The sequence below is a fragment of the Nordella sp. HKS 07 genome, assembly GCF_011046735.1.
Lineage (GTDB): Bacteria > Pseudomonadota > Alphaproteobacteria > Rhizobiales > Aestuariivirgaceae > Taklimakanibacter.
On the sequence record NZ_CP049258.1, the window covers coordinates 6,486,595 to 6,507,760 of the forward strand.

21 protein-coding genes and 1 pseudogene are annotated in these 21,166 nt (G+C 63.9%); 11 read left to right on the forward strand and 11 right to left on the reverse strand.

What is annotated here, in order from left to right; all coding sequences use genetic code 11:
* The first annotated feature begins 151 nt into the window (after window positions 1–151).
* The 10 genes and pseudogenes from purL (at window position 152) to G5V57_RS30800 (ending at window position 7,438) form a co-directional block, all read left to right on the forward strand.
* Complete coding sequence (purL, locus tag G5V57_RS30755) at window positions 152–2,356, forward strand: phosphoribosylformylglycinamidine synthase subunit PurL (RefSeq protein WP_165172542.1); 2,205 nt, start codon at window positions 152–154, stop codon at window positions 2,354–2,356.
* Between the two features lie 72 nt (window positions 2,357–2,428).
* A complete protein-coding gene (locus G5V57_RS30760) occupies window positions 2,429–2,665 on the forward strand; it encodes a BolA family protein (protein ID WP_165172543.1) in 237 nt (78 codons plus the stop codon).
* An 8-nt stretch (window positions 2,666–2,673) separates the two neighbouring features.
* The gene (locus G5V57_RS30765; protein ID WP_165172545.1) at window positions 2,674–2,979 is read left to right on the forward strand and encodes a hypothetical protein; all 306 of its coding nucleotides are present in this window, start codon (window positions 2,674–2,676) and stop codon (window positions 2,977–2,979) included.
* On the forward strand, window positions 2,954–3,274 hold the full coding sequence (gene grxD, locus G5V57_RS30770; protein WP_165172547.1) for a Grx4 family monothiol glutaredoxin: 321 nt from the start codon (window positions 2,954–2,956) through the stop codon (window positions 3,272–3,274). The genes G5V57_RS30765 and grxD overlap by 26 nt, the downstream gene beginning before the upstream one ends.
* 180 nt (window positions 3,275–3,454) lie before the next feature.
* Window positions 3,455–4,366, forward strand: a complete 912-nt coding sequence (locus G5V57_RS30775) for a DMT family transporter (protein ID WP_165172549.1) — start codon at window positions 3,455–3,457, stop codon at window positions 4,364–4,366.
* Between the two features lie 2 nt (window positions 4,367–4,368).
* Window positions 4,369–5,256 carry a DMT family transporter gene (locus G5V57_RS30780; protein ID WP_165172551.1) on the forward strand — a complete coding sequence of 296 codons (888 nt, stop codon included), beginning with the start codon at window positions 4,369–4,371 and terminating at the stop codon, window positions 5,254–5,256.
* A gap of 191 nt (window positions 5,257–5,447) precedes the next feature.
* Window positions 5,448–5,717, forward strand: coding sequence for an usg protein (locus G5V57_RS30785; RefSeq protein ID WP_165172553.1), 270 nt, complete (start codon window positions 5,448–5,450; stop codon window positions 5,715–5,717).
* 88 nt (window positions 5,718–5,805) lie between these two features.
* Window positions 5,806–6,435 (forward strand): hypothetical protein, encoded by a 630-nt coding sequence (locus tag G5V57_RS30790; RefSeq protein WP_165172555.1) that lies wholly within the window; start codon window positions 5,806–5,808, stop codon window positions 6,433–6,435.
* 87 nt (window positions 6,436–6,522) lie between these two features.
* Window positions 6,523–6,750, forward strand: a pseudogene (locus tag G5V57_RS30795) (DUF1272 domain-containing protein); the annotation flags it as partial.
* Between the two features lie 439 nt (window positions 6,751–7,189).
* Window positions 7,190–7,438, forward strand: a complete 249-nt coding sequence (locus G5V57_RS30800; protein ID WP_165172557.1) for a hypothetical protein — start codon at window positions 7,190–7,192, stop codon at window positions 7,436–7,438.
* A gap of 51 nt (window positions 7,439–7,489) precedes the next feature.
* Here the strand turns inward: G5V57_RS30800 and G5V57_RS30805 are convergent, their stop codons facing one another.
* The 9 genes from G5V57_RS30805 to G5V57_RS30845 all read right to left on the reverse strand — a co-directional run bounded on the left by G5V57_RS30805 (window position 7,490) and on the right by G5V57_RS30845 (window position 17,176).
* Window positions 7,490–8,248 carry an SDR family NAD(P)-dependent oxidoreductase gene (locus tag G5V57_RS30805; protein ID WP_165172559.1) on the reverse strand — a complete coding sequence of 253 codons (759 nt, stop codon included), beginning with the start codon at window positions 8,246–8,248 and terminating at the stop codon, window positions 7,490–7,492.
* A gap of 17 nt (window positions 8,249–8,265) precedes the next feature.
* A complete protein-coding gene (locus G5V57_RS30810; protein ID WP_165172561.1) occupies window positions 8,266–9,756 on the reverse strand; it encodes a ribulokinase in 1,491 nt (496 codons plus the stop codon).
* Between the two features lie 79 nt (window positions 9,757–9,835).
* Window positions 9,836–10,126 (reverse strand): carboxymuconolactone decarboxylase family protein, encoded by a 291-nt coding sequence (locus G5V57_RS30815; protein ID WP_246737426.1) that lies wholly within the window; start codon window positions 10,124–10,126, stop codon window positions 9,836–9,838.
* Complete coding sequence (locus G5V57_RS30820) at window positions 10,119–11,630, reverse strand: acetoin dehydrogenase dihydrolipoyllysine-residue acetyltransferase subunit (RefSeq protein WP_165172563.1); 1,512 nt, start codon at window positions 11,628–11,630, stop codon at window positions 10,119–10,121. Before G5V57_RS30820 ends, G5V57_RS30815 begins: the two co-directional genes overlap by 8 nt.
* Window positions 11,627–12,601 (reverse strand): alpha-ketoacid dehydrogenase subunit beta, encoded by a 975-nt coding sequence (locus G5V57_RS30825; protein ID WP_165172565.1) that lies wholly within the window; start codon window positions 12,599–12,601, stop codon window positions 11,627–11,629. Before G5V57_RS30825 ends, G5V57_RS30820 begins: the two co-directional genes overlap by 4 nt.
* 3 nt (window positions 12,602–12,604) lie before the next feature.
* The gene (locus tag G5V57_RS30830) at window positions 12,605–13,654 is read right to left on the reverse strand and encodes a thiamine pyrophosphate-dependent dehydrogenase E1 component subunit alpha (protein ID WP_246737427.1); all 1,050 of its coding nucleotides are present in this window, start codon (window positions 13,652–13,654) and stop codon (window positions 12,605–12,607) included.
* Window positions 13,655–13,669: 15 nt separating this feature from the next.
* Complete coding sequence (locus G5V57_RS30835; RefSeq protein WP_165172567.1) at window positions 13,670–14,662, reverse strand: ABC transporter permease; 993 nt, start codon at window positions 14,660–14,662, stop codon at window positions 13,670–13,672.
* Window positions 14,659–16,164 (reverse strand): sugar ABC transporter ATP-binding protein, encoded by a 1,506-nt coding sequence (locus G5V57_RS30840; protein WP_165172569.1) that lies wholly within the window; start codon window positions 16,162–16,164, stop codon window positions 14,659–14,661. Before G5V57_RS30840 ends, G5V57_RS30835 begins: the two co-directional genes overlap by 4 nt.
* Window positions 16,165–16,231: 67 nt before the next feature.
* A complete protein-coding gene (locus G5V57_RS30845) occupies window positions 16,232–17,176 on the reverse strand; it encodes a substrate-binding domain-containing protein (RefSeq protein ID WP_165172571.1) in 945 nt (314 codons plus the stop codon).
* Between the two features lie 205 nt (window positions 17,177–17,381).
* On the opposite strand from G5V57_RS30845, the gene G5V57_RS30850 reads away from it, so the two are divergent.
* Window positions 17,382–18,374, forward strand: a complete 993-nt coding sequence (locus tag G5V57_RS30850) for a sugar-binding transcriptional regulator (protein WP_246737428.1) — start codon at window positions 17,382–17,384, stop codon at window positions 18,372–18,374.
* 124 nt (window positions 18,375–18,498) lie between these two features.
* Here G5V57_RS30850 and rpsD read toward each other — a convergent pair whose 3' ends face one another.
* Window positions 18,499–19,116: a 30S ribosomal protein S4 gene (gene rpsD, locus G5V57_RS30855; RefSeq protein WP_165172582.1), complete on the reverse strand. Its 618-nt coding sequence runs from the start codon at window positions 19,114–19,116 to the stop codon at window positions 18,499–18,501.
* 220 nt (window positions 19,117–19,336) lie between these two features.
* A complete protein-coding gene (locus tag G5V57_RS30860) occupies window positions 19,337–21,145 on the reverse strand; it encodes an alpha/beta hydrolase (protein ID WP_165172584.1) in 1,809 nt (602 codons plus the stop codon).
* Between the last annotated feature and the right edge of the window lie 21 nt (window positions 21,146–21,166).

Here is a 21,166-nt window from a genome sequence, read left to right on the forward strand (position 1 = left end):
CTGTCCGGCCCGGCCACACTTCTCGCCCAGGCGGCCCAGGCCGGATTCGCAACGTAAACCCGCCCGATTCATTTGTGCTTTTTCGCGTGTTGTTATCCCCGCCCAAGCCCGCTAAAGCACCTTTTTCTCCGCATCGGTTCCAGCGAAAACCATGATTCCCAACGATATCAAGATCACCCCTGAACTCGTTGCCCAGCATGGGCTCAAGCCCGACGAATATGAGCGCTTCCGCAAGCTCATCGGCCGCGATCCGACCATCACCGAGCTTGGCATCGTTTCCGCCATGTGGAACGAGCACTGCTCCTACAAGTCCTCGAAGAAGTGGCTGAAGACGCTGCCGACCAAGGGCCCGAAGGTCATCCAGGGCCCGGGCGAGAATGCCGGCGTGGTCGATATCGGCGACGGCCAGGCCGTCGTCTTCAAGATGGAGAGCCACAACCACCCCTCCTTCATCGAACCCTATCAGGGTGCGGCCACCGGTGTGGGCGGCATCCTGCGCGACGTCTTCACCATGGGGGCACGTCCCGTCGCCGCCCTCAACGCGCTGCGCTTCGGCAGTCCCGATCATCCCAAGACCCGCCATCTCGTCTCCGGCGTCGTCGCGGGCATTGGCGGCTATGGCAATTCCTTCGGCGTGCCGACGCTGGGCGGCGAGGTGAATTTCCACCCGCGCTACAACGGCAACATCCTGGTCAACGCGATGGCGGTCGGCCTGGCCGATGCCGGCAAGATATTCTATTCCAAAGCCGAGGGCGTCGGCCTTCCCGTCGTCTATCTCGGCGCCAAGACCGGGCGTGACGGCATCCATGGCGCCACCATGGCGTCGGCCGAATTCGACGACAAGGCGGAAGAGAAGCGCCCCACCGTCCAGGTCGGTGATCCGTTCACGGAGAAATGCCTGCTCGAGGCTTGCCTCGAGCTCATGGCCTCGGGCGCCGTCATCGCCATTCAGGACATGGGTGCCGCCGGCCTCACCTGCTCGGCGGTCGAGATGGGGGCCAAAGGCGATCTCGGCATCGAGCTCGATCTCGACAAGGTGCCCTGCCGCGAGGATGGCATGACCGCCTATGAGATGATGCTGTCGGAATCGCAGGAGCGCATGCTGATGGTGCTGCGCCCCGAGAAGGAACAAGAGGCCGAGGCGATCTTCCGCAAATGGGGTCTCGACTTCGCCATTGTTGGCAAGACCACCGACACGCTGCGCTTCGTCATCAAGCACCAGGGCGAAGTGAAGGCCGACCTGCCGATCAAGGAGCTCGGCGATGAGGCGCCCGAATATGACCGCCCCTGGGTGGCGCCCAAGCTCAGGCCCTTCCTCAAGGCCGAGGACGTACCGGCACCGAACGACCTCAAGGCAGCGATCCTGAAGATCCTCTCCTCGCCCGACATGTCGTCGCGCCGCTGGGTGTGGGAGCAGTATGACCATCTGATCCAGTCGAATTCGGCGCAGATCCCAGGCGGCGATGCCGGCGTCATCCGCCTGGACGGCACGCCCAAAGGCCTCGCCGTCTCGACCGATGTGACGCCACGCTATGTCGAGGCCGATCCTTATGAGGGCGGCAAGCAGGCCGTGGCGGAATGCTGGCGCAACCTGACGGCGGTCGGCGCCGACCCGATCGCGGTGACTGACAATCTCAATTTTGGCAATCCGGAGCGGCCCGAGATCATGGGCACCTTCGTGAAGGCCATCGAGGGCATCGGTGACGCCTGCCGGGCGCTCGACTTCCCCGTAGTCTCCGGCAACGTGTCTCTCTACAACGAGACCAACGGCCAGGCGATCCTGCCCACTCCCACCATAGGCGGCGTCGGCCTCCTGCCCGATCTCACCAAGATGGCGACGCTCGCGTTCAAGGCGGATGGGGACGCTATCCTGCTCGTCGGCGGCCATGGCGATCATCTCGGCCAGTCGATCTTCCTGCGTGAGGTGCTGGGCCGCGAGGAAGGCAGTCCGCCGCCCGTCGATCTCGACCGCGAGAAACGTCATGGTGACTTGATTCGATCTCTCATCAGATCGGGCCAAGTCACTGCCGTACATGACATTTCCGACGGTGGTCTCGCTTCCGCTTTGATCGAGATGGCGCTCGCGTCCAAGACCTTGGGGGCTTCGGTCAGCCGGCTCGATCACGTCGCCCTCTTCGCCGAGGACCAGGCGCGCTATGTGGTGACCTGCCCGGCCAAGGAAGCGGCCAAGATCATTACCCAGGCCCATGTGAAAGGCGTCGATGTCATCCGCATCGGCATGGTGACGGACGCCGCTGGATTGATTGTCGAGGGGGCTGCTTCTATATCCTTGGACGACCTGAGCAAAGCGCATGAAGGCTGGTTCCCTGCCTACATGAGCGCCAAGGCAGCCTAAAAGCATCCGCCCAAAAAGTTGCAGACTTTTCGGATAAGCGGATGCGAAAAAGAGAAACTGGAGACCTGAAGCATGGCCATGAACGCGTCCGAGATCGAGCGGCTCATCAAGGAAGCTCTTCCGGATGCGCAGGTGGAGATCCGCGACCTTGCCGGTGACGGCGACCACTATGCCGCCAATGTCGTCTCCTCCTCCTTCAAGGGCAAGTCGCGCGTCCAGCAGCATCAGATGATTTATGCCGCGCTCAAGGGTAGAATGGGCGGCGAGCTGCATGCTTTGGCGCTGCAGACCAGCGCACCGGAGGATTGAAGCAAGGGATGCCGACTACCATTTTGATCGGTGCGGTCCTGGTCATTGCGGCGCTCTATGTCGTCAAGACGCTGACCGATCGGCTGGTCAAACGGAATGTCCAAAGGGCGGGTAAGACGGGTGAACAGAACACAGCTTACAGGTGGCAACCCGATCTGGGTCATCACCTGCATGAATCCCGTTTCGACCCGCACAACGGACTACAGCATGCCGGCGTCTGGTTGACTGAAAAGTCCGACGAGGACCGGCACGAAGAACGTAGAGAATATCTCAGAGAGCGAGCGAAAAATGACCGACATCAAGACCTGGATTGATAGCGAACTGAAATCGAACGGCGTGGTGCTGTTCATGAAGGGCACACCGGACGCGCCGATGTGCGGCTTTTCGGGCCGCGTCGTGCAGATCCTCGACCATCTGGGCGCCGACTATAAAGGCATCAATGTTCTCGAATCGGGCGAGTTGCGCCAGGGCATCAAGGACTATTCCAACTGGCCGACCATCCCGCAGCTTTATGTGAAGGGCGAATTCATCGGCGGCTGCGATATCGTCACCGAGATGTTCCAGTCGGGCGAGCTCAAGACGCTTCTCGCCGAGAAGACCGCCGCCTGACGCATGGCTGGCCCGTAGATCACGATGAGCTTGGATTGCATCGATCCAACCCCATAAACGTGATCGATTTTACTATATTGGCGCGGGATTATTGCGAAAAACCGGTGCCCACTTTTTCGCATCCCGCGCTCGCCGCCAATTGACGTGACTTGAGGCTTCGGGCAACTCATTGCCCGGCCCATGTCCATCACATCTTCGACCACCACTTCGTCGGCCTCGACACTTGCTTTCCTGGCCCTGCTCGGCGCCGGCGTGGCGGTCGGCTTTTCGCCCAATTTCGCCCGTCTGTCTGACCTGGCGCCACTGGCTTCCGGCTTCTATCGCCTGGCCTTTGCCGTCCCCGCCATCTGGCTCGCGGTCCTCCTGACGGGTGGCAGGCTCGAGCCCCTTTCCCGCATGGCGCCCAGGCACCGCTGGCGCCTCTTGCTCGCCGGTCTCGCTTTCGCCGCCGATATCGCCTTCTGGCATCTGGCCATCGCCCAGACCACCATCCTGGAAGCGACGTTGCTCTCCAGCACCGTGCCGATCATTGTCTCCGTCGCCTCGGTGTTCCTTTTCGGCGAAAGGCTCAAGCCCCTCTTCGTGTTGGGCCTCGCGGTGGCACTGGCCGGCGTCACCTTCCTCGCGCTGCAGAAGACGGGCGCCCAGGTGGCGCCGCCCAACCGGCTCCTGGGCGGCATCTTCGCTCTGCTCGCCGCCTCGTTCTTCGCCATCTATCTCCTTCTGATCGCCAGCGTCCGCCAGAACAGCTCGACCGGCACGATCATGTTCTACACGACGCTGATCTCGGCCTTGGCGATGGCGCCCTTCGCCTTGGCCATGAGCCCGACCATGCTGTCCGGCTCCCTCAATGGCTGGCTCGTACTCCTGGGTCTCGCCGTCATCAGCCATGCCGGCGGCCAGGGGCTCATGACCTTCGCGCTCGCCCATCTGCCGACCTCCTTCTCCTCGATGATGGGGCTGATGCAGACGGCGGTCGCCGCGGTCGTCGCCTGGATGCTTTTCTCCGAGCCCTTGACCCTGCCGATGCTGGCGAGCGGTGCCGCGATCCTTGCCGGCATCTGGGTCTGCCGCAAGGCGACGGCGGCCTGACGATGGCGCAGTTCAAGCCGATCGCCGCGTTGCTTTTTACCGTCCTCGTCTGGGGGATTACACCGGTCTTCCTGCGCTCGCTTTCGGTGGGCCTCGGCCCCGCCGATGCTCTGGTGATCCGCTACACGCCAATCGCGCTGACCTGCATCCTCATCCTGGTCGCGACCGGCGGATGGCGGATCGCGCGCGCCGACTGGCCGCGCCTGCTCGTCATCTCCTGCATCGGGATCTTCATCTACAGCGTGGCGTCGGTCTATGGCTTCGCCAGCGTGCCCGCCGGCATTGGCGGCCTTCTTTATGCGACACAGCCTCTGTTCATTGCCCTTCTTGCGGCGGTGCTGTTGGGCGAGAGACTGACCATCCATATCATCTTCGGATTCCTCCTCGCTATTGCCGGCACCGTGCTGCTGCTGTGGAAGGATCTCGCCGCCGGCCCCGAAACCCAATCCTATGCCATCGGCGCGCTGCTGCTGGTCACCGCCTGCGCCGCCTGGGCTTTCTATTCGGTTCCGGGCAAGGTGTTGTTTCAGCGCTATGGCACCTTGTCGATGACGGCCATGAGCCTTCTCATCGCGACGCTGCCGATGCTCGCTTTCGCCACGCCGGGCACGCTCGACACGGTGCGCGCCATGACGACGCGGCACTGGCTGGAGCTCGCCTACCTTGCCGGCTTCTCGACCTTCATCGCCATGTTCACCTGGACTTATGGGACGGCCCGGGTCAGCGCCGCCACCTCGGGCGCCTTCCTCTATCTGATCCCGGTCATCGCAGTCTTCGCCGGCGCTCTCCTGCTCGGTGAGCCGGTGATGCTCACGACCGTCCTGGGCGGCCTTCTCATTCTCGGCGGCGTCGCCGTCGCCCAGTTCGGGCACCGTGTCCGAAAGGTCTGACAGGAGGTATTCACACTGCTTCCTTATCGCGAAAGTCGAGCAACTTTCGCGGGAAGCGCTCTAGCAGCACTCTTCAAGTTCGGCTGCTAACTTATTGAAATCCGAAAATTAAATTAATCTTCACCATCTTGACCTAGGATCACCGTCGCAACAGAATTTAGTTCGGCACTGCGAATCCAGGAGGATTGGCGATGATCGACAGAGCCTTCGAAGGTCAGTTGCGTGGCTGGTCGCTGACGACCGCGGAAATCATGTACCGCCTCCCCGATCACCGCGAGATCCTGCAGCTCTTCCTCTGGCAGGACTACGACCAGGCGCCGCGTTTCCCGCGTCTCATCAAATTCCTCGATTTCTGGGCTCATAATCTCGACGGCCCCCTCTGCGAGGTCCGGATCGCGCATTCATCAATCGTCGGCCCGGCGGAGTTGCGTTACATCGGCAGCGAATGGCGGCTGCATTAAGCCCCATCGCATTCTCACATGAGTTTGATTTTGCCGGCGCGCCCACCGCGCTAACGTGATCTCGGGACGCGCAACCGGGAGAATGCTCATGACAAGGATTGCTGGACTTGCCGGATTGCTGATCGTCTACGCGGCAACGGGTGTCGCCGCGCAGGACAATTCGATGAGTTTCTTCGTGACAAGCGTCAACCCTGGCAAGGGCGGCGATCTTGGCGGACTGGCTGGTGCCGACGCCTATTGCGCGAGCCTCGCGGCGGCGGCGGGCGCCCCGGCGGGGAAGACCTGGAAAGCCTATCTGTCCACTGATACCGTGAATGCCAGAGATCGCATCGGCAGCGGCCCATGGTTCAACGCCAAAGGCGTGAAGATCGCCGACGACGTCGCCTCTCTCCACAGCGACAAGAACAATCTGACCAAGCAGACAGCGTTGGATGAGAAAGGCAATGTCATCAATGGACGCGGCGACAACCCGAACCGTCACGACATGCTGACCGGCTCCAAGGCAGACGGCACGGCGGCGCCCGAGACATGCGGCAACTGGACGATGGGCGGGGCCGAGGGGGCTGCGATCGTCGGCCACTCGGACCGCATGGGTTTGAACGACTCCGCGCAAGCAAAGTCATGGAACATGTCGCACCCGACGCGGGGTGGCTGCAGTATGGAGGCCTTCAAGAGCACCGGCGGTGATGGCCTGTTCTACTGTTTCGCTACGAACTGACCCCGTCCTCCGGCGGAGCCTCAGTCACCCTCGTGACTTCCAGTTAAAAGGGTGCAAACTGGTCGCGTCGAAACGCGGAGATAACTCATGCTGGCTCTCAGGCCCAATTGCGAATGTTGTGACAAGGATCTGCCGCCTGAGGCGGAAGATGCGCGCATCTGCACCTTCGAATGCACTTTCTGTGCGACTTGCGCGGACGATAAGCTCCACGGCATCTGCCCCAATTGCGGTGGCGAACTGGTCAAGCGCCCGGTTCGCCCGGTGGCGATGCTCAAGAAATATCCGGCCAGTACCGAGCGCGTCTTCAAGCCGCAAAGGCTGCGCCGCCTGACTACCCAATTCGTCGTGGCCGCCCTCGAGGCGGCCATCCAGCCCATCCATGCAACAGCGCTACAACGTAGAGTCTGGATGGCCGGGTCAAAGCCCGGCCATGACGAGCGGAGAGAGCAGATGAAGGCGGCCGACTCCACGATATGCTTGGGACCGCCGATCAGGATGACGGCGGTCTCCATCGCCTCCCCCTAACTCGTCATGGCCGCCCGGATGGCCGGGTTTAACCCGGCCATGGAGGCGGCCATCCAGTCCATCCATGCGACAGCGCTACGACGTCGGGTCTGGATGGCCGGGTCAAAAGCCCGGCCATGACGAGTGGAGAGAGCAGATGAAGGCGGCCGACCTCACGATATCCTTGGGACCGCCGATCGGCATGACGGCGGTCTCCATCGCTTCCCCCTAACTCGTCATGGCCGCCCGGATGGCCGGGTTTAACCCGGCCATGGAGGCGGCCATCCAGTCCATCCATGCAACAGCCGTACGCCGGCTAGTCTGGATGGCCGGGTCAAAGCCCGGCTATGACGAGTGGAGAGAGCAGATGAAGGCGGCCGACCCCATGATATCCTTGGGACCGCCGATCCGCATGACGGCCGTCTCCATCGCTTCCCCCCAACTCCTCATGGCCGCCCTTGAGGCGGCTATCCAGCCCATCCATCCGACAGCTGTGTGAAGTCCTGTCTGGATGGCCGGGTCGATGCCCGGCCATGACGACCGGAGAACCTCAGGAAAAAACGATCCCGCCATCGACATTGAGCGTCTGGCCGGTCACGAAGGCGCTGTCGTCCGAGCAGAAGAAGGCGACCGGCCCCACGACGTCTTCCGGATCGCCGATGCGTGCCATCGCCGTCTTGGCCGCCCAGGCGCCGCGGATATTCGGATCGTCGAGATTGACCCTGCCCATATCGGTCAGGATGATGCCAGGGCACACGCAATTGGCGGTGATGCCGATGGGCCCCAGCTCCTGCGCCAGCACCCGGGTGAAGCCCATCACCGCCGCTTTCGACGCCGAATAATGCGCCTGCTCCGGCGCGCCATGCTTGCCGCCGATGGAAGCGATGTTGCAGATGCGCCCATAGCCCTGCTTTTTCATCACCGGCAGGACCGCCTGGATGACCAGGAACGTGCCCTTGGCATTCACATCCATGACGCTGTCCCAATGCGCCTCGGCCAATGTTTCGACCGGTGATGCGATGAGGATGCCGGCATTGTTGACGACGGCGTGGATGGCGCCCAGTTCCGCCACCGCCATGTCCACCATGGCCTGCACTTCGGCCTTCACCGACACATCCGCGTTGAGGGCGACGGCCCGGCGGCCGGACGCGCGCGCCGATGCGGCAACATCATCGAGCTCCTTGGCCTGGCGCGCAATGTCGTTGAGCGCGAGATCATAACCCCGCTTGGCCAGGCCCAGCGCGATGGCGCGCCCGATACCCCGGCTCGCTCCCGTCACCAGCGCGACGCGCCCCTTCTCACCAGCCATTCTATGTCTCCCCTGAGTTAGCCAAGCACGGATTTGAGCGCCGGATAGAGCGCCTTGTACCGCTGGTAGATCTCGTCATAGAGCTTCGCTTCGCGGGCCCTGGGCTCGACCGTCGTGCCGGGCCGCACCATCGCGGCGATGCCTTCATCGATCGTGGCGAAGCGCCCCGCGCCATGCGCCGCGAGCACGGCCGAGCCCGTCGAGGGCGCGTCCGGCGAGGCCGGGATGCGCACCGGCAGGCCGGCCGTGTCGGCATGAATCTGAATCCACAGGGGCGAGGCCGTAGCGCCGCCGCCGGCGGTGATCTCGGTGCTGCTATAGCCCCCGGCCTTGAAGGCATCGAGGATGGCGCGGGTGCCGAAGCCGATGCCTTCCATGATGGCACGGAAGATGTGATGCGGCTCATGCGCCAGCGTCAGGCCGACAATGGCGCCGCGCGACAAGGGATCGGTATAGGGCGTGCGGTTGCCCTGGAAATGGTCCTGCACGATGAGACCTTCGGAGCCCGGCTCGAGCGTCGCCGCCTTGCGGTTCATCTCGGCGAGGTCTAGCGTGCCGCCGGTGAGGCGCTTGAGCCAGTTGATGATCGACCCGGTCGAGGTCTGGCCGCCTTCGACGATCCAGCGTCCTGGATAGACGATGTCGGGATAGGCGCCCCACACGCCCGGCGCATGGATCGGTGCTTCGGTGACGCCGAATTGCAGATGCGACGAGCCGGTGATCAAGGCCAGCTGGCCCGGCTTGGCGACACCCAGGCCGATCATGCCGATCAGCGCATCGGCGCCGCCCTGCACCACTTTCACCTTGGAGCTGAGGCCCAGTTCGGCCGCCGCCGCCAGTGTCAGCGTGCCCACAACTTGCCCAGGCGCGATGACCCGCTGCGGCCATTTTGCTTCGAGTTCCGACAGGCCGAGCTTGCTCAATATGCCACGCGCGAAGCCGCCGTCGCGGCTCGAATAGTGCCAGCGCAATCCGGCATTGTCGAGCGAGGCGCAGCGCTCGCCCGTCAGCCTGAGATTGAGGAAGTCCTGATATTCGCAGATGGTTTCGGCGGCGGCGAAGGCGGCCGGCTCGTTGCGCTTGAGCCACAACGCCTTGGGGATCATCCATTCGGCGGAGACCGGCCCCTTGCCGGCGCCATTGAGGGCGAGGCGCGCATCGCCGGTGGCGAGCACCGCATCGGCTTCCGCGTTGGCGCGCACATCCATCCACAGGAGAGCGGGCCTCAGCGCTCGTCCGTGCTTGTCCAGCGCCACGACGGTACAGGAGGTGGTGGCGAAGGCCATGGCCTCGATCTGGCCGGCATCGATCCGGGCTTCGGCGATGGCGCCGCGCGTCGCCGCGATCAGCGCCCGCCACCAGTCTTCCGGATTCTGCTCGGCGCGGGCGCCGGGAGAGAAATGCGTCTCGTAGGGTACCGCTTTCGAGCCGAGACAGGTGCCTTTCAGGTCATATATCCGGGCCCTGAGGCTTTCGGTCCCGCCATCGGCGGTCAGATAATAGGCCATTCGATCCTCCCTTTCCCAAACGCTCCTGCCGGATATCACGCCGGGCTGCGGAACGCCTCCAGCGCCTTGCCGGCATACATCACCGCCGGACCGCCGCCCATCTCGACCGCGACCTCGAGCGCCTCGATAAGAGCCGCCTCGCCGGCGCCATGCCGCTTGCGGCATCCAGGTGATAGAGGATGCAGTCCTCGCAGCCTTTCGCCACAGATATCGCCACCGCCATCAATTCCTTTTGCGCGGCATCGAACTGGCCGGGCGCCGTGGCGGCGCGGTTGATCTCGGCAACGCCTTTCATCACGCCGGGGCTGGCCTTGGCGAATGCGCCGAGACGGGATTTGACGGCGGTGAGCGCCTGCTTGGAATCAGCCATGGACAACTCCTGTGATGAGCGAAAGGGTTTCGCGCGGCAGATCCCAATGCGGCATATGGCCTGCGGCAAGGAAATGCACCGCGACCGAAGGCGGCAGATTGAGGGCCTGCGCGGCCGGGATGGTGCGGTCCTCGGTGCCGATCAGCGCACGCACCGGCAGCTCGTCGGCGAGCTTGGCGAGGGCGCGAAGGATGTCGATCTTCTGGCCCGCGGGCCCGACCAGCGCCTGCGCCAGGGCCTTGAGCCGGCCCTGCGCCAGTTGCGCCGCCATCACGGTGACCGCTGCATCCGACAGGCCATCGGCCTTGGGGCCCAAGAGGCGCAGGAGATGCGCGACCTCACCAGCCGTCGTCGCCGCCGCCATGCCGAGGATGAAACCGCTGTCGATCTCGCGGCCCGTGCCGGCCGGTGCGATCAAGGTCAGACTCTTCACCTTGGCGCCGAGGCGCGAGGCGAGGCCCGTCGCGACGGCGCCGCCCAGCGAATGGCCGACGAGATGCAGCGCTCCCGGCAGGCTTGCCGCGAAATCGCTCATCGCCGCGACGAGATCATCGAGGCTCGCCGCTTCGGCTTTGCTCACACCATGCGCCGGCAGATCCGGCACGATCGCCGTGTGGCCGGCCCGCGCAATGCCGCTCGCGGTCGCGACCCAGCTGCTGCGGTCGCCGGCGAAGCCGTGGATCAGCAGGAAGGTCTCGCCCCTATCGCCGAGCTTGTCGAAGGCGATGCGCGCCGATGACGGGCTGGCTGTCGCCTGGATGGCGCTTTCGACGTCGCGCCGCTCAATGCGCCCGCGCCGACCGCTTCCCGAAATATGGTCGAGAGAAATACCTGCGCTGCGCGCCAGGCGCCGGGCAAGCGGCGTGGCGCGCCGGCGGCCATCGGACGACACGGCGGCGTGTGCCTTGGGCAGCGGTGCGGACGCGGTTTCCACAGGCGCGGCGGCAGCGCTTACGGGCGCCTCGACCTCGCCGATCACCTCGGCGATCGGCGCGCCGACAGGCTGGCGTGTGCCTTCCGCCGCGAGGATCTTCACCAGCTTGCCGTCGGACAGCGCCGGGACTTCCGCCGCCGTCTTGTCGGTCTCGATCTCGAGAATGGCGTCGCCGCGCGCGTAGTCGGCGCCTTCCGCCACCAGCCAGCGGATGATGACGCCTTCCGTCATCGTTTCGCCCAGGCGCGGCATGGCGAGGATCGCCGTGCCGGCGTCCGCATTGGCGGGAGCTGGCCCCCCGGCCACCTCGCTCTCCCAATCTTCGGACGCCGTCACGGTGACCTCGGCGATCGGCGCGCCGACAGTCACGCGATCACCGGATGAAACCAGGGTCTTTTCCATCGTGCCGTCGCCAAGGGCCGGAAATTCGACCACTGTCTTGTCGGTCTCGATCTCGAGGATCGCGGCGCCACGTTGAAATTTCTGTCCCGGCGCCACCAGCCAGCCGACGATGGTCCCCTCGTCCATCGTCTCGCCGAGGCGCGGCATGGTCAGTGTGCGCTTCGTCATGCCAGCAACCGTTCCGCTGTTTCGGCGATGAGCCGCGGTCCGGGAACGGAACCGCTCTCGAGGCCGGGCGAGACCGAGATCGGGATATCCTCGCCCGCCACCCGGACGACCGGATCCTCCAGGAAGTCGAAGCACTCTTCCGAGATGCGCGCCGCGAGTTCGGCCGCCACACCGGCGGTCATGACGCCTTCCGAAACCACCATGGCGCGGCCGACGCGCTCGACATGCTCACGGATCGTGTCGAAATCCAGCGGATTGAGCGTCCTGAGGTCGATGACCGTCGCCTCGATGCCCTTCGCCGACAAGGTCTTGGCGGCTTCCAGCGCATAGTGGAGTTGACGCGAATAGGTGACGATCACCAGGTCCTTGCCTTCGCGCCTGACCGCCGCCTTGCCCCAGGGCAACGGCTCGGCACTGAGATCCACTTCCTCCTTCATCGTGTAGAGCGCCTTGTGCTCGATGAAGACCACGGGATCGGGCTTGGTCAGCGCCTGGCGCAGCAGATGATAGGCATCGGCCACCGTCGCCGGCATGGCCAGGCGCAGACCCGGCGTGTGCATCACATAGGCTTCGAGGCTCTGCGAATGCTGGGCGCCCGCCGAGCGGCCGGTGCCGCCTTGCGTCCTCAGCACCATCGGCACGCCGATCTGGCCACCGAACATATAGCGGATCTTGGCGGCCTGGTTGGCCAGCTGGTCCATCGTCATGCCGAGGAAGTCGACATACATGAGCTCGGCCACCGGCCGAAGACCAGTCATCGCCGCGCCGACCGCCGCGCCGACGATCGACGGCTCGGAGATCGGGGTGTCGATTACGCGCTCGGGGCCGAATTCCTTGATCAGGTCCTTGGTCACGCCATAGGCGCCACCATAGCGGCCCACTTCTTCTCCGATGAGGACAACATCGGGATTGTCCGTCATGGCATCGGCCAGCGCCTTGCGCAACGCGTCGCGGTAAGTCAATTCAGGCATTTTCTACTCCGTTGCGAGCACGCGGTTGAGGCGGGTGCGGACCGGTTCAGGCTCCGGCTCAGAAGGATCGAAGACATCGCGGAACATCGAAGCGAGCTGCGGCTCCTTCTGGGCGATGGTGAAATCGATGGTGGCGTCCATTTCGGCGCCGATCTCGGCATCGAGAACATCGAGCTCCGCTTCACGCGCAAGTCCGCGCTCGATGAGGCGGGCACGCGTGAAGGCGACCGGATCGCGCTGCCTTCCCGCTTCCTCCTCGGCGGCATCGCGATAAGGCGACTTGTCCTTGCGCGCATGGCCGTAGAAACGATAGCAGGACACCGCCAGGAAGCCGGGCTTGCCGGCGCGCGCCGCATCGACGAGCCGGCGCGCCGCCTCCGCCACCTCCTCCACATCGAGCCCGTCCACGCTTTCGCCATTGAGGCCAAAGGCGATGGCGCGCTCGTGCAGCTTGGTGTTGGCGGTCGCCTGGTCGATGCGCGTGCCCATGCCATACTGGTTGTTGATGCAGGCGAAGACGACCGGCAGCCCCCACAGCGCCGCCATGTTCATGCTTTCATAGAGGACGCCCTGCCCGGTGGCGCCGTCGCCGAAGAAGGCGATCGACACCGCGTTGTTGCGCTTGTGGCGCGCCGAAAGGCCGGCGCCGACGACGGCCGGAATGCCGCCGCCGACAATGGCATTGGCGCCCAGATGCCCGAGGCTCATATCGGCGATATGCATCGAGCCGCCCTTGCCGTGGCAATAGCCGGCTTCCTTGCCGCCGATCTCCGCCATCATCCGCTTGGGATCCGCACCGCGCGCCAGGAAGATGCCGTGACCACGATGATGGGTGGTGAAGGTGTCCTGCGGCTTCATCGCGGCGGTGATACCGACTGCGGCACTTTCCTCTCCGATCGAGAGATGCAGCATCGAACCCGCCGTCTGTCCGCGTACGAACAATTCGCCGACGCGCTCCTCGAATATGCGCACGCGGCGCATGGTGCGGTAGAAGCCCAGGAGGTCGGAATTCGACTTCGTGCCGGGAGTGCCAGCCGCATTTGGCTTGCTCATGAAATGCTCCGGAAATTAGAGAAGATTGAGTTTTGTCGTGCGCGACACGATCGCCACCGCAGTCAGGATGATGACGCCCTTGACGATGGACTGGATATACGTGTCCATGCCGAGGAGATTGAGACCGTTGTTGATGATGCCGATGAACAAGGCGCCGAAGAAGGTGCCGACCACCGTCGCCGTACCGGGGCGCAGCATCGTCATGCCGATGAATACGGTGGCCAATCCGTCGAGAAGATAACGCTCGCCGGCATTGGGCTGGCCGGAGCCGAGACGCGAAGCGAGCAGCATGCCGGCAACGGCGGCGAACACCGAGCAGACGACGAGTGCCGCAATGCGGTAGAGCCGGACATTGATGCCCGAGAGCTCCGCCGCTTTGCGGTTACCGCCGACCGCGTAGATGTAGCGGCCGAACACGGTGCGCTCCATCACGAACCAGGCCACCGCGACCGCGAGCAACATGAGAAGCGCCAGCACCGGGAAGCCGCCGATGCGGCCCTGGCCCAGCCATAGATAGGCATCGGGCAACCCGCCATAAATGGCCCGCCCGCCGGTGAGCAGGAAGCTGATGCCGAAAAGAATCGAGGCCGTGGCCAAGGTCGCGATGAGAGACGGAATACCTATGAGGGTGACGAGCCCGGCATTGACGAGGCCGATCACGAGGCCCGCCCCTATACCGGCGAGCAGCGCCAGCGGCAGCGCCACGTCGTTCGTCAGCAGCAAGGGCACCAATATGCCGGCGAGTCCGACCGCGAAGCCCACCGACAGATCTATCTCGCGCGCCGCGAAGCCGAAGGTCAGGCCGACGCCGACGATCGTCAGGATGGAGATCTGCTGCGCGATATTGAGCAGGTTCTGCGGCTGCAGAAATCGGTCCACGGTCGCCGAAAAAATGATGAACATGAGTGCCAGAACGACGAGCGTGCTGTAGCGCAGGATGTGATCCTTGCGCAGGAAACCGAACACAAGGTCCCGGGAAGGTGCGGTTCCGGTGCTTGCGGTGGTCATGCGGCAACTCCTGACATAGCGGTGATGAAAGCACTTTCTGAAAATTGCGGGCGGCCCAGCTCGGCGCGCGCCGTCTGATCGACGAACGGTATGACGCGGTCGGCCATGGTCTCGATCTCGATGAGATCGGAGGACGCGATGATGATGGCGACGCCCCGCCCGGCCAGGCGGCGCATCTCGGCATAGATCTCGGCCTTGGCGCCGATATCGACGCCTTCGGTCGGCTCGATGAAGATCATGACCTTGTAACGATCCTCGGCGCCATAGAGCCACTTGCCGATGGAGATCTTCTGCTTGTTGCCCCCCGACAGCGTCTGGAGGAGTTGCGCTGAGGAATGCGCCTTCACATTCATCAGGCGCATGATGCGTTGGGACTCGGCCTCTTCGCGCCGGCGCGACAGGACGCCTGCCGCAACAACCGCATGCTGGGGATGTACCATCGCCAGGTTCTCGCGCAGATCCCATTCGCCGATCAGGGCATTCTCCATGCGATGATCGGGCACGAGCGCCACGCCGGCATCGCGCATGGTGAGGGTCTTATGGATATCGACGGCCTTGCCGCCGACTTCGCAGCGTTCGAACTTGACGCCGGCGGGATTGTAGAGGGAACGCGCGAAACCGAAATGTCCCGACCCCGTGAGGCCGATCAGGCCGACGATCTCGCCGGCGCGGATCTGGAATTGCGGCGCCAGGATGCGGCCCGCCCGCCAGCCCGCGATTTGCATGGCCACGTCCCCCAGCGCCCGACTGTCGGCCGCCTGGTCCTTGGGCTTGTCGTTGCCCGAGCGGCGCAGCATCAGATCGACGAGCTGGCTCTCGCTCAGGCGCTCGGCCTTCTCCGTCACCACATGGCGGCCGTCACGCAGCACGGTGATGCAGTCTGAAAGCGCCTTGATCTCGGAGAGGAAGTGACTGATCAGGATCACGCCGACGCCCTGCTTGGGAAGGCTGCGGATGATGGTCCACAGTTGTTCCTTCTCGCGTGCCGGCAATGTGGCGGTGGGTTCGTCGAGAATGAGAAGCCGGACGTCGCCGCGCAAAGCGCGCACGATCTCGATCACCTTGCGGTCGGCCATCGGCAGGTCGCCGACGGGTGCGCCGAGATCGATGGAAACTTGCGGAAACCAGCGCCGCACGAGGGTCTCGGCTTCCGCCTTGAGGCGTCCCGCGGCGATGACGCCGGCGGTGCGAGGCTCGGCGCCCAGCAGGATATTCTCGGCCCCGCTCAGGCCATGGACCAGGCTGCCTTCCTGGCTGACATGGGCGATGCCGCGCAGCAGCGCGTCGCGCGGGCTCCTAAGCTTCACCTGTGTGTCGGCGATCGCGATGCGGCCCGATGTCGGCTGCAGGCTGCCGCCAAGGACATTGACCAGGGTGGATTTCCCTGCCCCGTTTTCGCCGATGAGCCCATGCACTTCATCGTTCCGGAAAGTGACGCTGACGCTGTCGAGCGCCCGCGTGCCGGGGAATTGCATGGTGATGTCGGTGAGGCACGTATCCATGGCGGGCCTTGATTGAAAAAGGAGAAGGAGCGGCGCCGTTACGACAGCGCCGCCCTCGATCAGCTGCTTACTTGAGGAATTCCTGGCAGTTGCGCTTGGTCACCAGCGGCGCGTCCATATAGACGGTCTTAGCCGGGATGACCTCGTCCGAAGACTTGCCGTTGACGACGATGGCTTCGATCCATTCACCGAGCGTCTTGCCCATGCCTTCGAAGGGCTGAGCGACGGTGGCGATCATCATGCTGTCCGGCTTGCAGACTTCGGCGATCGCATTGGGATGACCGTCGATGCCGATGACCTTGACGTCGGTGAGGCCCGCCGCCTTGAGGGAGTTGATCGCGGCCTGCGCCGGCTCGTCCCACGGCGCCCAGACGGCGTTGATGTCCTTGCCGAAGCGGGCGGAATAGTCTTCCATCGACTTCGAGGTGTCCTCGAAGAAGGCGGTGTAGTCGATATTGTGTTCGGCGAGCACCTTCACATCCGGATATTCCTTGAGCACATCGGCCATCACGTCGCCGCGCTTACGCGTCCCATGATGCTCTGCCATGCGCAGGAAGATGATGTTGCCCTTGCCGCCGAGCTGGTCGAGCAGATAGGGCGAAACGTCGGCCGACATGGCCCAGTTATTGGTCGTGACGTCGACAAGGACCCCGTCCACATAGCCCGAATCGACCGCGAAGACCGGGATCTTGGCGGCACGGGCCGCGTCGAGCGCGGCGCGTGAGGCGCGCAGGTCCGCCATGGTGATGATGATCGCGCTGACGCCGCGGCTGGCCGCGTCCTGGATATTGGTGGCGGTCTGCTCACCCGAGCCGCCGCTGTCGAGCACATTGACCTTCCAGTCGCTCTTCTTGGTCTCCGCCAGCCAGGCGTCAAAACCGGCCTTCACACGCTGCTCCGACTGCGCCGCGGCATTGGAGTGCACCCAGGCGACGTCCAAAGCGTTGGCAGGCACTGCTGTGGCGGCCGCCATGAGGGCAGCCGTGATCATTCCGGCAAACCGGATCTTCATGTCCAAAATTTCCTCCCATCGGGAAATGGCTACTGCATGCGGCCGGGAAATTTCCGTTCCGCATTGTTGAGGTTAAGAAGTGAAATACAAATGTCAACTCAAAATACATTTGTAATTTCGACGCACTTGGCCGACCTTCACGGAAGGTTGGACTGGATCGAATCGCCCCAATTCGGTCCAAACAGTAAAAACGCGAGGAACCGACGTGCCGCAGCACCGAGACGACGCCCTGGAAGACGAGATGCTGATCGCGCGCGCCGCCTGGCTCTATTATGTCGGCGGCCTCAATCAGGAGGCGGCGGCAAAGCGTTTAGGCATAACCCGCGCCCGCGTGAACAAGCTGTTGCAGGATGCGCGCGAAACCGGTGTCGTCAGCATCACCATCAACCCCACCAATGTCGGCCTCCTGCCGGTCGAGGACGCGATCCGCGACAAATTCGGACTCGACTTCTGCATCTGCACCCCGGCTCTGGGTTTCGACCGCAACGGCGGGGAAGCGCGCGACATCCTCAAGGACTTCGCCTTCCGCGCCGTGGGTGCGGCCGCCGCGGCGCATCTGCGCAGCCATCTCGCCGAGCGTGAGGACGCCGTCATTGGCACCGGCTGGGGCCGCACCTTGCAGCAGATGACCTTGCAGCTGGCAGGAGTCCGCGCGCCGCGTGCCCGCTTCATCAGCGTGATGGGCTCGCTCACCGCCAATTCCGCCTACAACCCCTTCGAGGTGGTGCATGCTTTCGCGCGCGCCACCGGTGGCGAAGGCTTCGTCCTGCCGGTGCCGTTCATCGCCGACAGCGTCGAGGACCGCAAAGTGCTGCTGGCACAGCGCTCGGTGCAGCAGGCGCTCCAGCTCGGGCGCTCGGCGAGCGTCGCTTACATTTCGATCGGCGAGCTGACCGAGGACTCGCTGCTCAGGCGCCAGAAGATGCTGACCGCCGAGGAAGTCGTGGAATTACGCGCCGCCGGCGCGGTTGGCGACACCAACGGCATCTTCTTTGATGATGACGGCCACGCCGTCGATCACCCGCTCAATCAGCGCACCTTGGCGCTGGGCCTCGGCGAATTGCGCAAGGCCAACGCGGTGGGCCTCATCGCCGGACAAAGCAAGCTGCGCGCCGCGCACGCGTTTCTGAAGAGCGGCGCCGGCAAGGGCCTCATCATCGACGGCGACACGGCGCTGCTTCTGGTGAAGCAGATCTGAGGAGCGGCGCGCCATTCCCCTTCTCCCGCCTGCGGGAGAAGGGAAACTGTGGTGAGAGTGCCACTGCCCAAAACAAAAACGGCGGGAAAATTCCCGCCGTTCTGAAATTCGATATGAGAACCGGTCAGCGCGAATAATATTCGACGACCAGGTTCGGCTCCATCTGCACCGGATAAGGAACATCGGAGAGGCTCGGGACGCGCGTCAGCTTGGCGGTCATGCCCTTGTGATCGGTCTCGACATAATCCGGCACGTCGCGCTCGGCGAGCTGGACCGCTTCGAGGAGGATCGGCAGTTCCTTCGACTTCTGGCGCACTTCGATCACGTCGCCCGCCTTGATGCGCATGCTGGGGATGGTGACGCGGCGGCCGTTCACCTTGACATGGCCGTGGCTCACGAACTGGCGGGCGGCAAACATGGTGGGCACGAACTTGGCGCGATAGACGATGGCGTCGAGGCGACGCTCGAGCAGGCCGATGAGATTCTGCGAGGTGTCGCCGGTCATGCGCGCGGCTTCCGAATAGATGCCGAAGAACTGGCGCTCGGAGATATTCGCGTAGTAGCCCTTGAGCTTCTGCTTGGCGCGCAGCTGCATGCCGAAGTCGGAGATCTTGCCCTTGCGGCGCTGGCCGTGCTGGCCGGGGCCGTATTCACGCTTGTTGATCGGGCTCTTGGGGCGGCCCCAGATGTTCTGCCCCATGCGGCGATCGAGTTTGTGCTTGGCTTGCACGCGTTTAGTCATTTCGTAGCTCCAAAGTCTCGAAATAATATGGTGGCGACCGAAAGCCGCCGGGTTATTGAGCGAGCCCTCCTTCTGCCGGTCACCCGGCCGACAGGACCCTCGTTCCGCGTGGAAAACCAGGTCCGCAGGCAAGCAAGAACGCGAGGCCATATGCGGCCCCGCGCTGGGGCAGCGTGTAATCCAACGGCACGAGCTTGTCAAATGTCCAGAAGGCCCGGAACTACTCAGCCTTTACAAGCACATAGCTACCGGGAGCATCCTCGATCGCCTTGAGCTTCCCGGTACCCGGAAGCCGGGCCTTCACCTTCTTGCCGGATCGGGGTGTGATCCAGGCGAGCCAGTCGGGCCACCAGGAGCCCGGATGCTCGGTGGCGCCCTTCAGCCACTCCTCCAGGGTCGCCGCACCCTTTTCGTTGGTCCAGTACTGATATTTCTGCGCATCGGGCGGATTGACGACGCCGGCGATATGGCCGGAGCCCGCCACCACGAGGCGGGTCTCGCCGCCGAAATTCTCAGCAAGGCGGAACACCGAGGGCAGTGGCGCGATATGATCCTCGCGCGCCGCCAGATTATAGGTCGGCAGCTTGATCTTCTTGAGATCGATGCGAACACCGTCGAGCGTCATCTGCGCCTTCGCCATGCGGTTGTTCAGATAGCATTCGCGCAGATACTGGCTGTGCACGCCGGCCGGCATGCGGGTCGAATCGCTGTTCCAGTACAGAAGGTCGAACGGCATCGGCTCCTTGCCGAGCATGTAGTTGTTGACGACATAGGACCAGATCAGATCGTTCGACCGCAGCATGTTGAAGGCGTCGGCGACATGGCGGCCGGCAAGATAGCCCCTGTCCTTCATCCGCCCTTCCGCCCACTCGATCTGCTCCTGGTCGACGAAGACGCGCAGGTCGCCCGCCTTCTCGAAATCGACCTGCGTGGTGAGGAAGGTGACCGAATTGACACGGTCATCGCGCTTGGCCGCCAGATAGCCGAGCGAGGCCGCGACCAGGGAGCCACCGACGCAATAGCCGATGACATTCGCCTTGGGCGCCGCCGTCGCCTCGAGCACCTTGTCGAGCGCCGTGAGGAAGCCATCGCGCATATAGTCGGCAAAGGTCTTGTGGCCGTGCTTCTCGTCCGGATTGACCCAGGACACGACGAAGACGGTCAGCCCCTGCTCGCTCGCCCAGCGCACGAAGGACTTCTTCGGGTTGAGATCGAGGATGTAATATTTGTTGATCCAGGGCGGCACGATGAGCAGCGGGATATCGAACACGCGCTCGGTCGCCGGCGAGTATTGGATGAGCTGGAACGTGTCGTTCTGGAAAACGACTTTGCCCGGCGTCGTCGCCACGTTCTTGCCGAGCTCGAAGGCGGACATGTCGGTCTGCTTGATGCGCAGACGCCCATTGCCGGCCTTGAGATCGGCTTCGAGATTCTTGAGCCCCTCGATCAGATTGGCGCCGTTGCGCGCCAGCGTCGTGCGCAGCACTTCCGGGTTGGTGAACGCGAAATTGGACGGCGAGACCGCATTGGCGATCTGGTCGACATAGAAGCGCGCCTTGTGCCGCGTATGATCGTCGATCCCTTCGGCGTCTTTGACCAGGTCGCCGGCCCAGCGCGCCGAGAGCAGATAAAACTGCTTGAGGAAATCGAAGATCGTGTTCTGCTGCCAGTCCTTGTCGGTGAAGCGCTTGTCGCCGCGCTCCGGGCTGGCGACCGGCCCCACCTCCTCACCCAGCACCTTGCGCCAGGCGGACTGCCACAGCTCGCCGTAACTCGCCCAGAGCTTCATCTGGGCCTCCATCAGCTTCTGCGGATCGGACGCATAGGATTGGGCGACGGCGCCCAGCGTCTTCATGACCTGCTCGGCTGGCGTGACCTGGGCCTCGAAAGCCGCTTGCGGATTGGGCGGCGTCTCCGCCAGATGGCGGGCGATCTGCGCCGCCTGCTCGAACACTTTCGCCATGTTCCGGGCGAATTGCGCCGGATCGGCGAGGCGGAAATCGGTCTGCGTGCTCTTACCGTCGTTCATGCATACCTCGGGGACACGGAA

Coding starts and splice junctions, on each gene's coding strand:
- purL (WP_165172542.1), top strand. CDS start 152: ATGATTCCCAACGATATCAAGATCACCCCTGAACTCGTTGCCCAGCAT.
- G5V57_RS30760 (WP_165172543.1), top strand. CDS start 2,429: ATGGCCATGAACGCGTCCGAGATCGAGCGGCTCATCAAGGAAGCTCTT.
- G5V57_RS30765 (WP_165172545.1), top strand. CDS start 2,674: ATGCCGACTACCATTTTGATCGGTGCGGTCCTGGTCATTGCGGCGCTC.
- grxD (WP_165172547.1), top strand. CDS start 2,954: ATGACCGACATCAAGACCTGGATTGATAGCGAACTGAAATCGAACGGC.
- G5V57_RS30775 (WP_165172549.1), top strand. CDS start 3,455: ATGTCCATCACATCTTCGACCACCACTTCGTCGGCCTCGACACTTGCT.
- G5V57_RS30780 (WP_165172551.1), top strand. CDS start 4,369: ATGGCGCAGTTCAAGCCGATCGCCGCGTTGCTTTTTACCGTCCTCGTC.
- G5V57_RS30785 (WP_165172553.1), top strand. CDS start 5,448: ATGATCGACAGAGCCTTCGAAGGTCAGTTGCGTGGCTGGTCGCTGACG.
- G5V57_RS30790 (WP_165172555.1), top strand. CDS start 5,806: ATGACAAGGATTGCTGGACTTGCCGGATTGCTGATCGTCTACGCGGCA.
- G5V57_RS30800 (WP_165172557.1), top strand. CDS start 7,190: ATGGCCGGGTTTAACCCGGCCATGGAGGCGGCCATCCAGTCCATCCAT.
- G5V57_RS30805 (WP_165172559.1), bottom strand. CDS start 8,248: ATGGCTGGTGAGAAGGGGCGCGTCGCGCTGGTGACGGGAGCGAGCCGG.
- G5V57_RS30810 (WP_165172561.1), bottom strand. CDS start 9,756: ATGGCCTATTATCTGACCGCCGATGGCGGGACCGAAAGCCTCAGGGCC.
- G5V57_RS30815 (WP_246737426.1), bottom strand. CDS start 10,126: ATGGCTGATTCCAAGCAGGCGCTCACCGCCGTCAAATCCCGTCTCGGC.
- G5V57_RS30820 (WP_165172563.1), bottom strand. CDS start 11,630: ATGACGAAGCGCACACTGACCATGCCGCGCCTCGGCGAGACGATGGAC.
- G5V57_RS30825 (WP_165172565.1), bottom strand. CDS start 12,601: ATGCCTGAATTGACTTACCGCGACGCGTTGCGCAAGGCGCTGGCCGAT.
- G5V57_RS30830 (WP_246737427.1), bottom strand. CDS start 13,654: ATGAGCAAGCCAAATGCGGCTGGCACTCCCGGCACGAAGTCGAATTCC.
- G5V57_RS30835 (WP_165172567.1), bottom strand. CDS start 14,662: ATGACCACCGCAAGCACCGGAACCGCACCTTCCCGGGACCTTGTGTTC.
- G5V57_RS30840 (WP_165172569.1), bottom strand. CDS start 16,164: ATGGATACGTGCCTCACCGACATCACCATGCAATTCCCCGGCACGCGG.
- G5V57_RS30845 (WP_165172571.1), bottom strand. CDS start 17,176: ATGAAGATCCGGTTTGCCGGAATGATCACGGCTGCCCTCATGGCGGCC.
- rpsD (WP_165172582.1), bottom strand. CDS start 19,116: ATGACTAAACGCGTGCAAGCCAAGCACAAACTCGATCGCCGCATGGGG.
- G5V57_RS30860 (WP_165172584.1), bottom strand. CDS start 21,145: ATGAACGACGGTAAGAGCACGCAGACCGATTTCCGCCTCGCCGATCCG.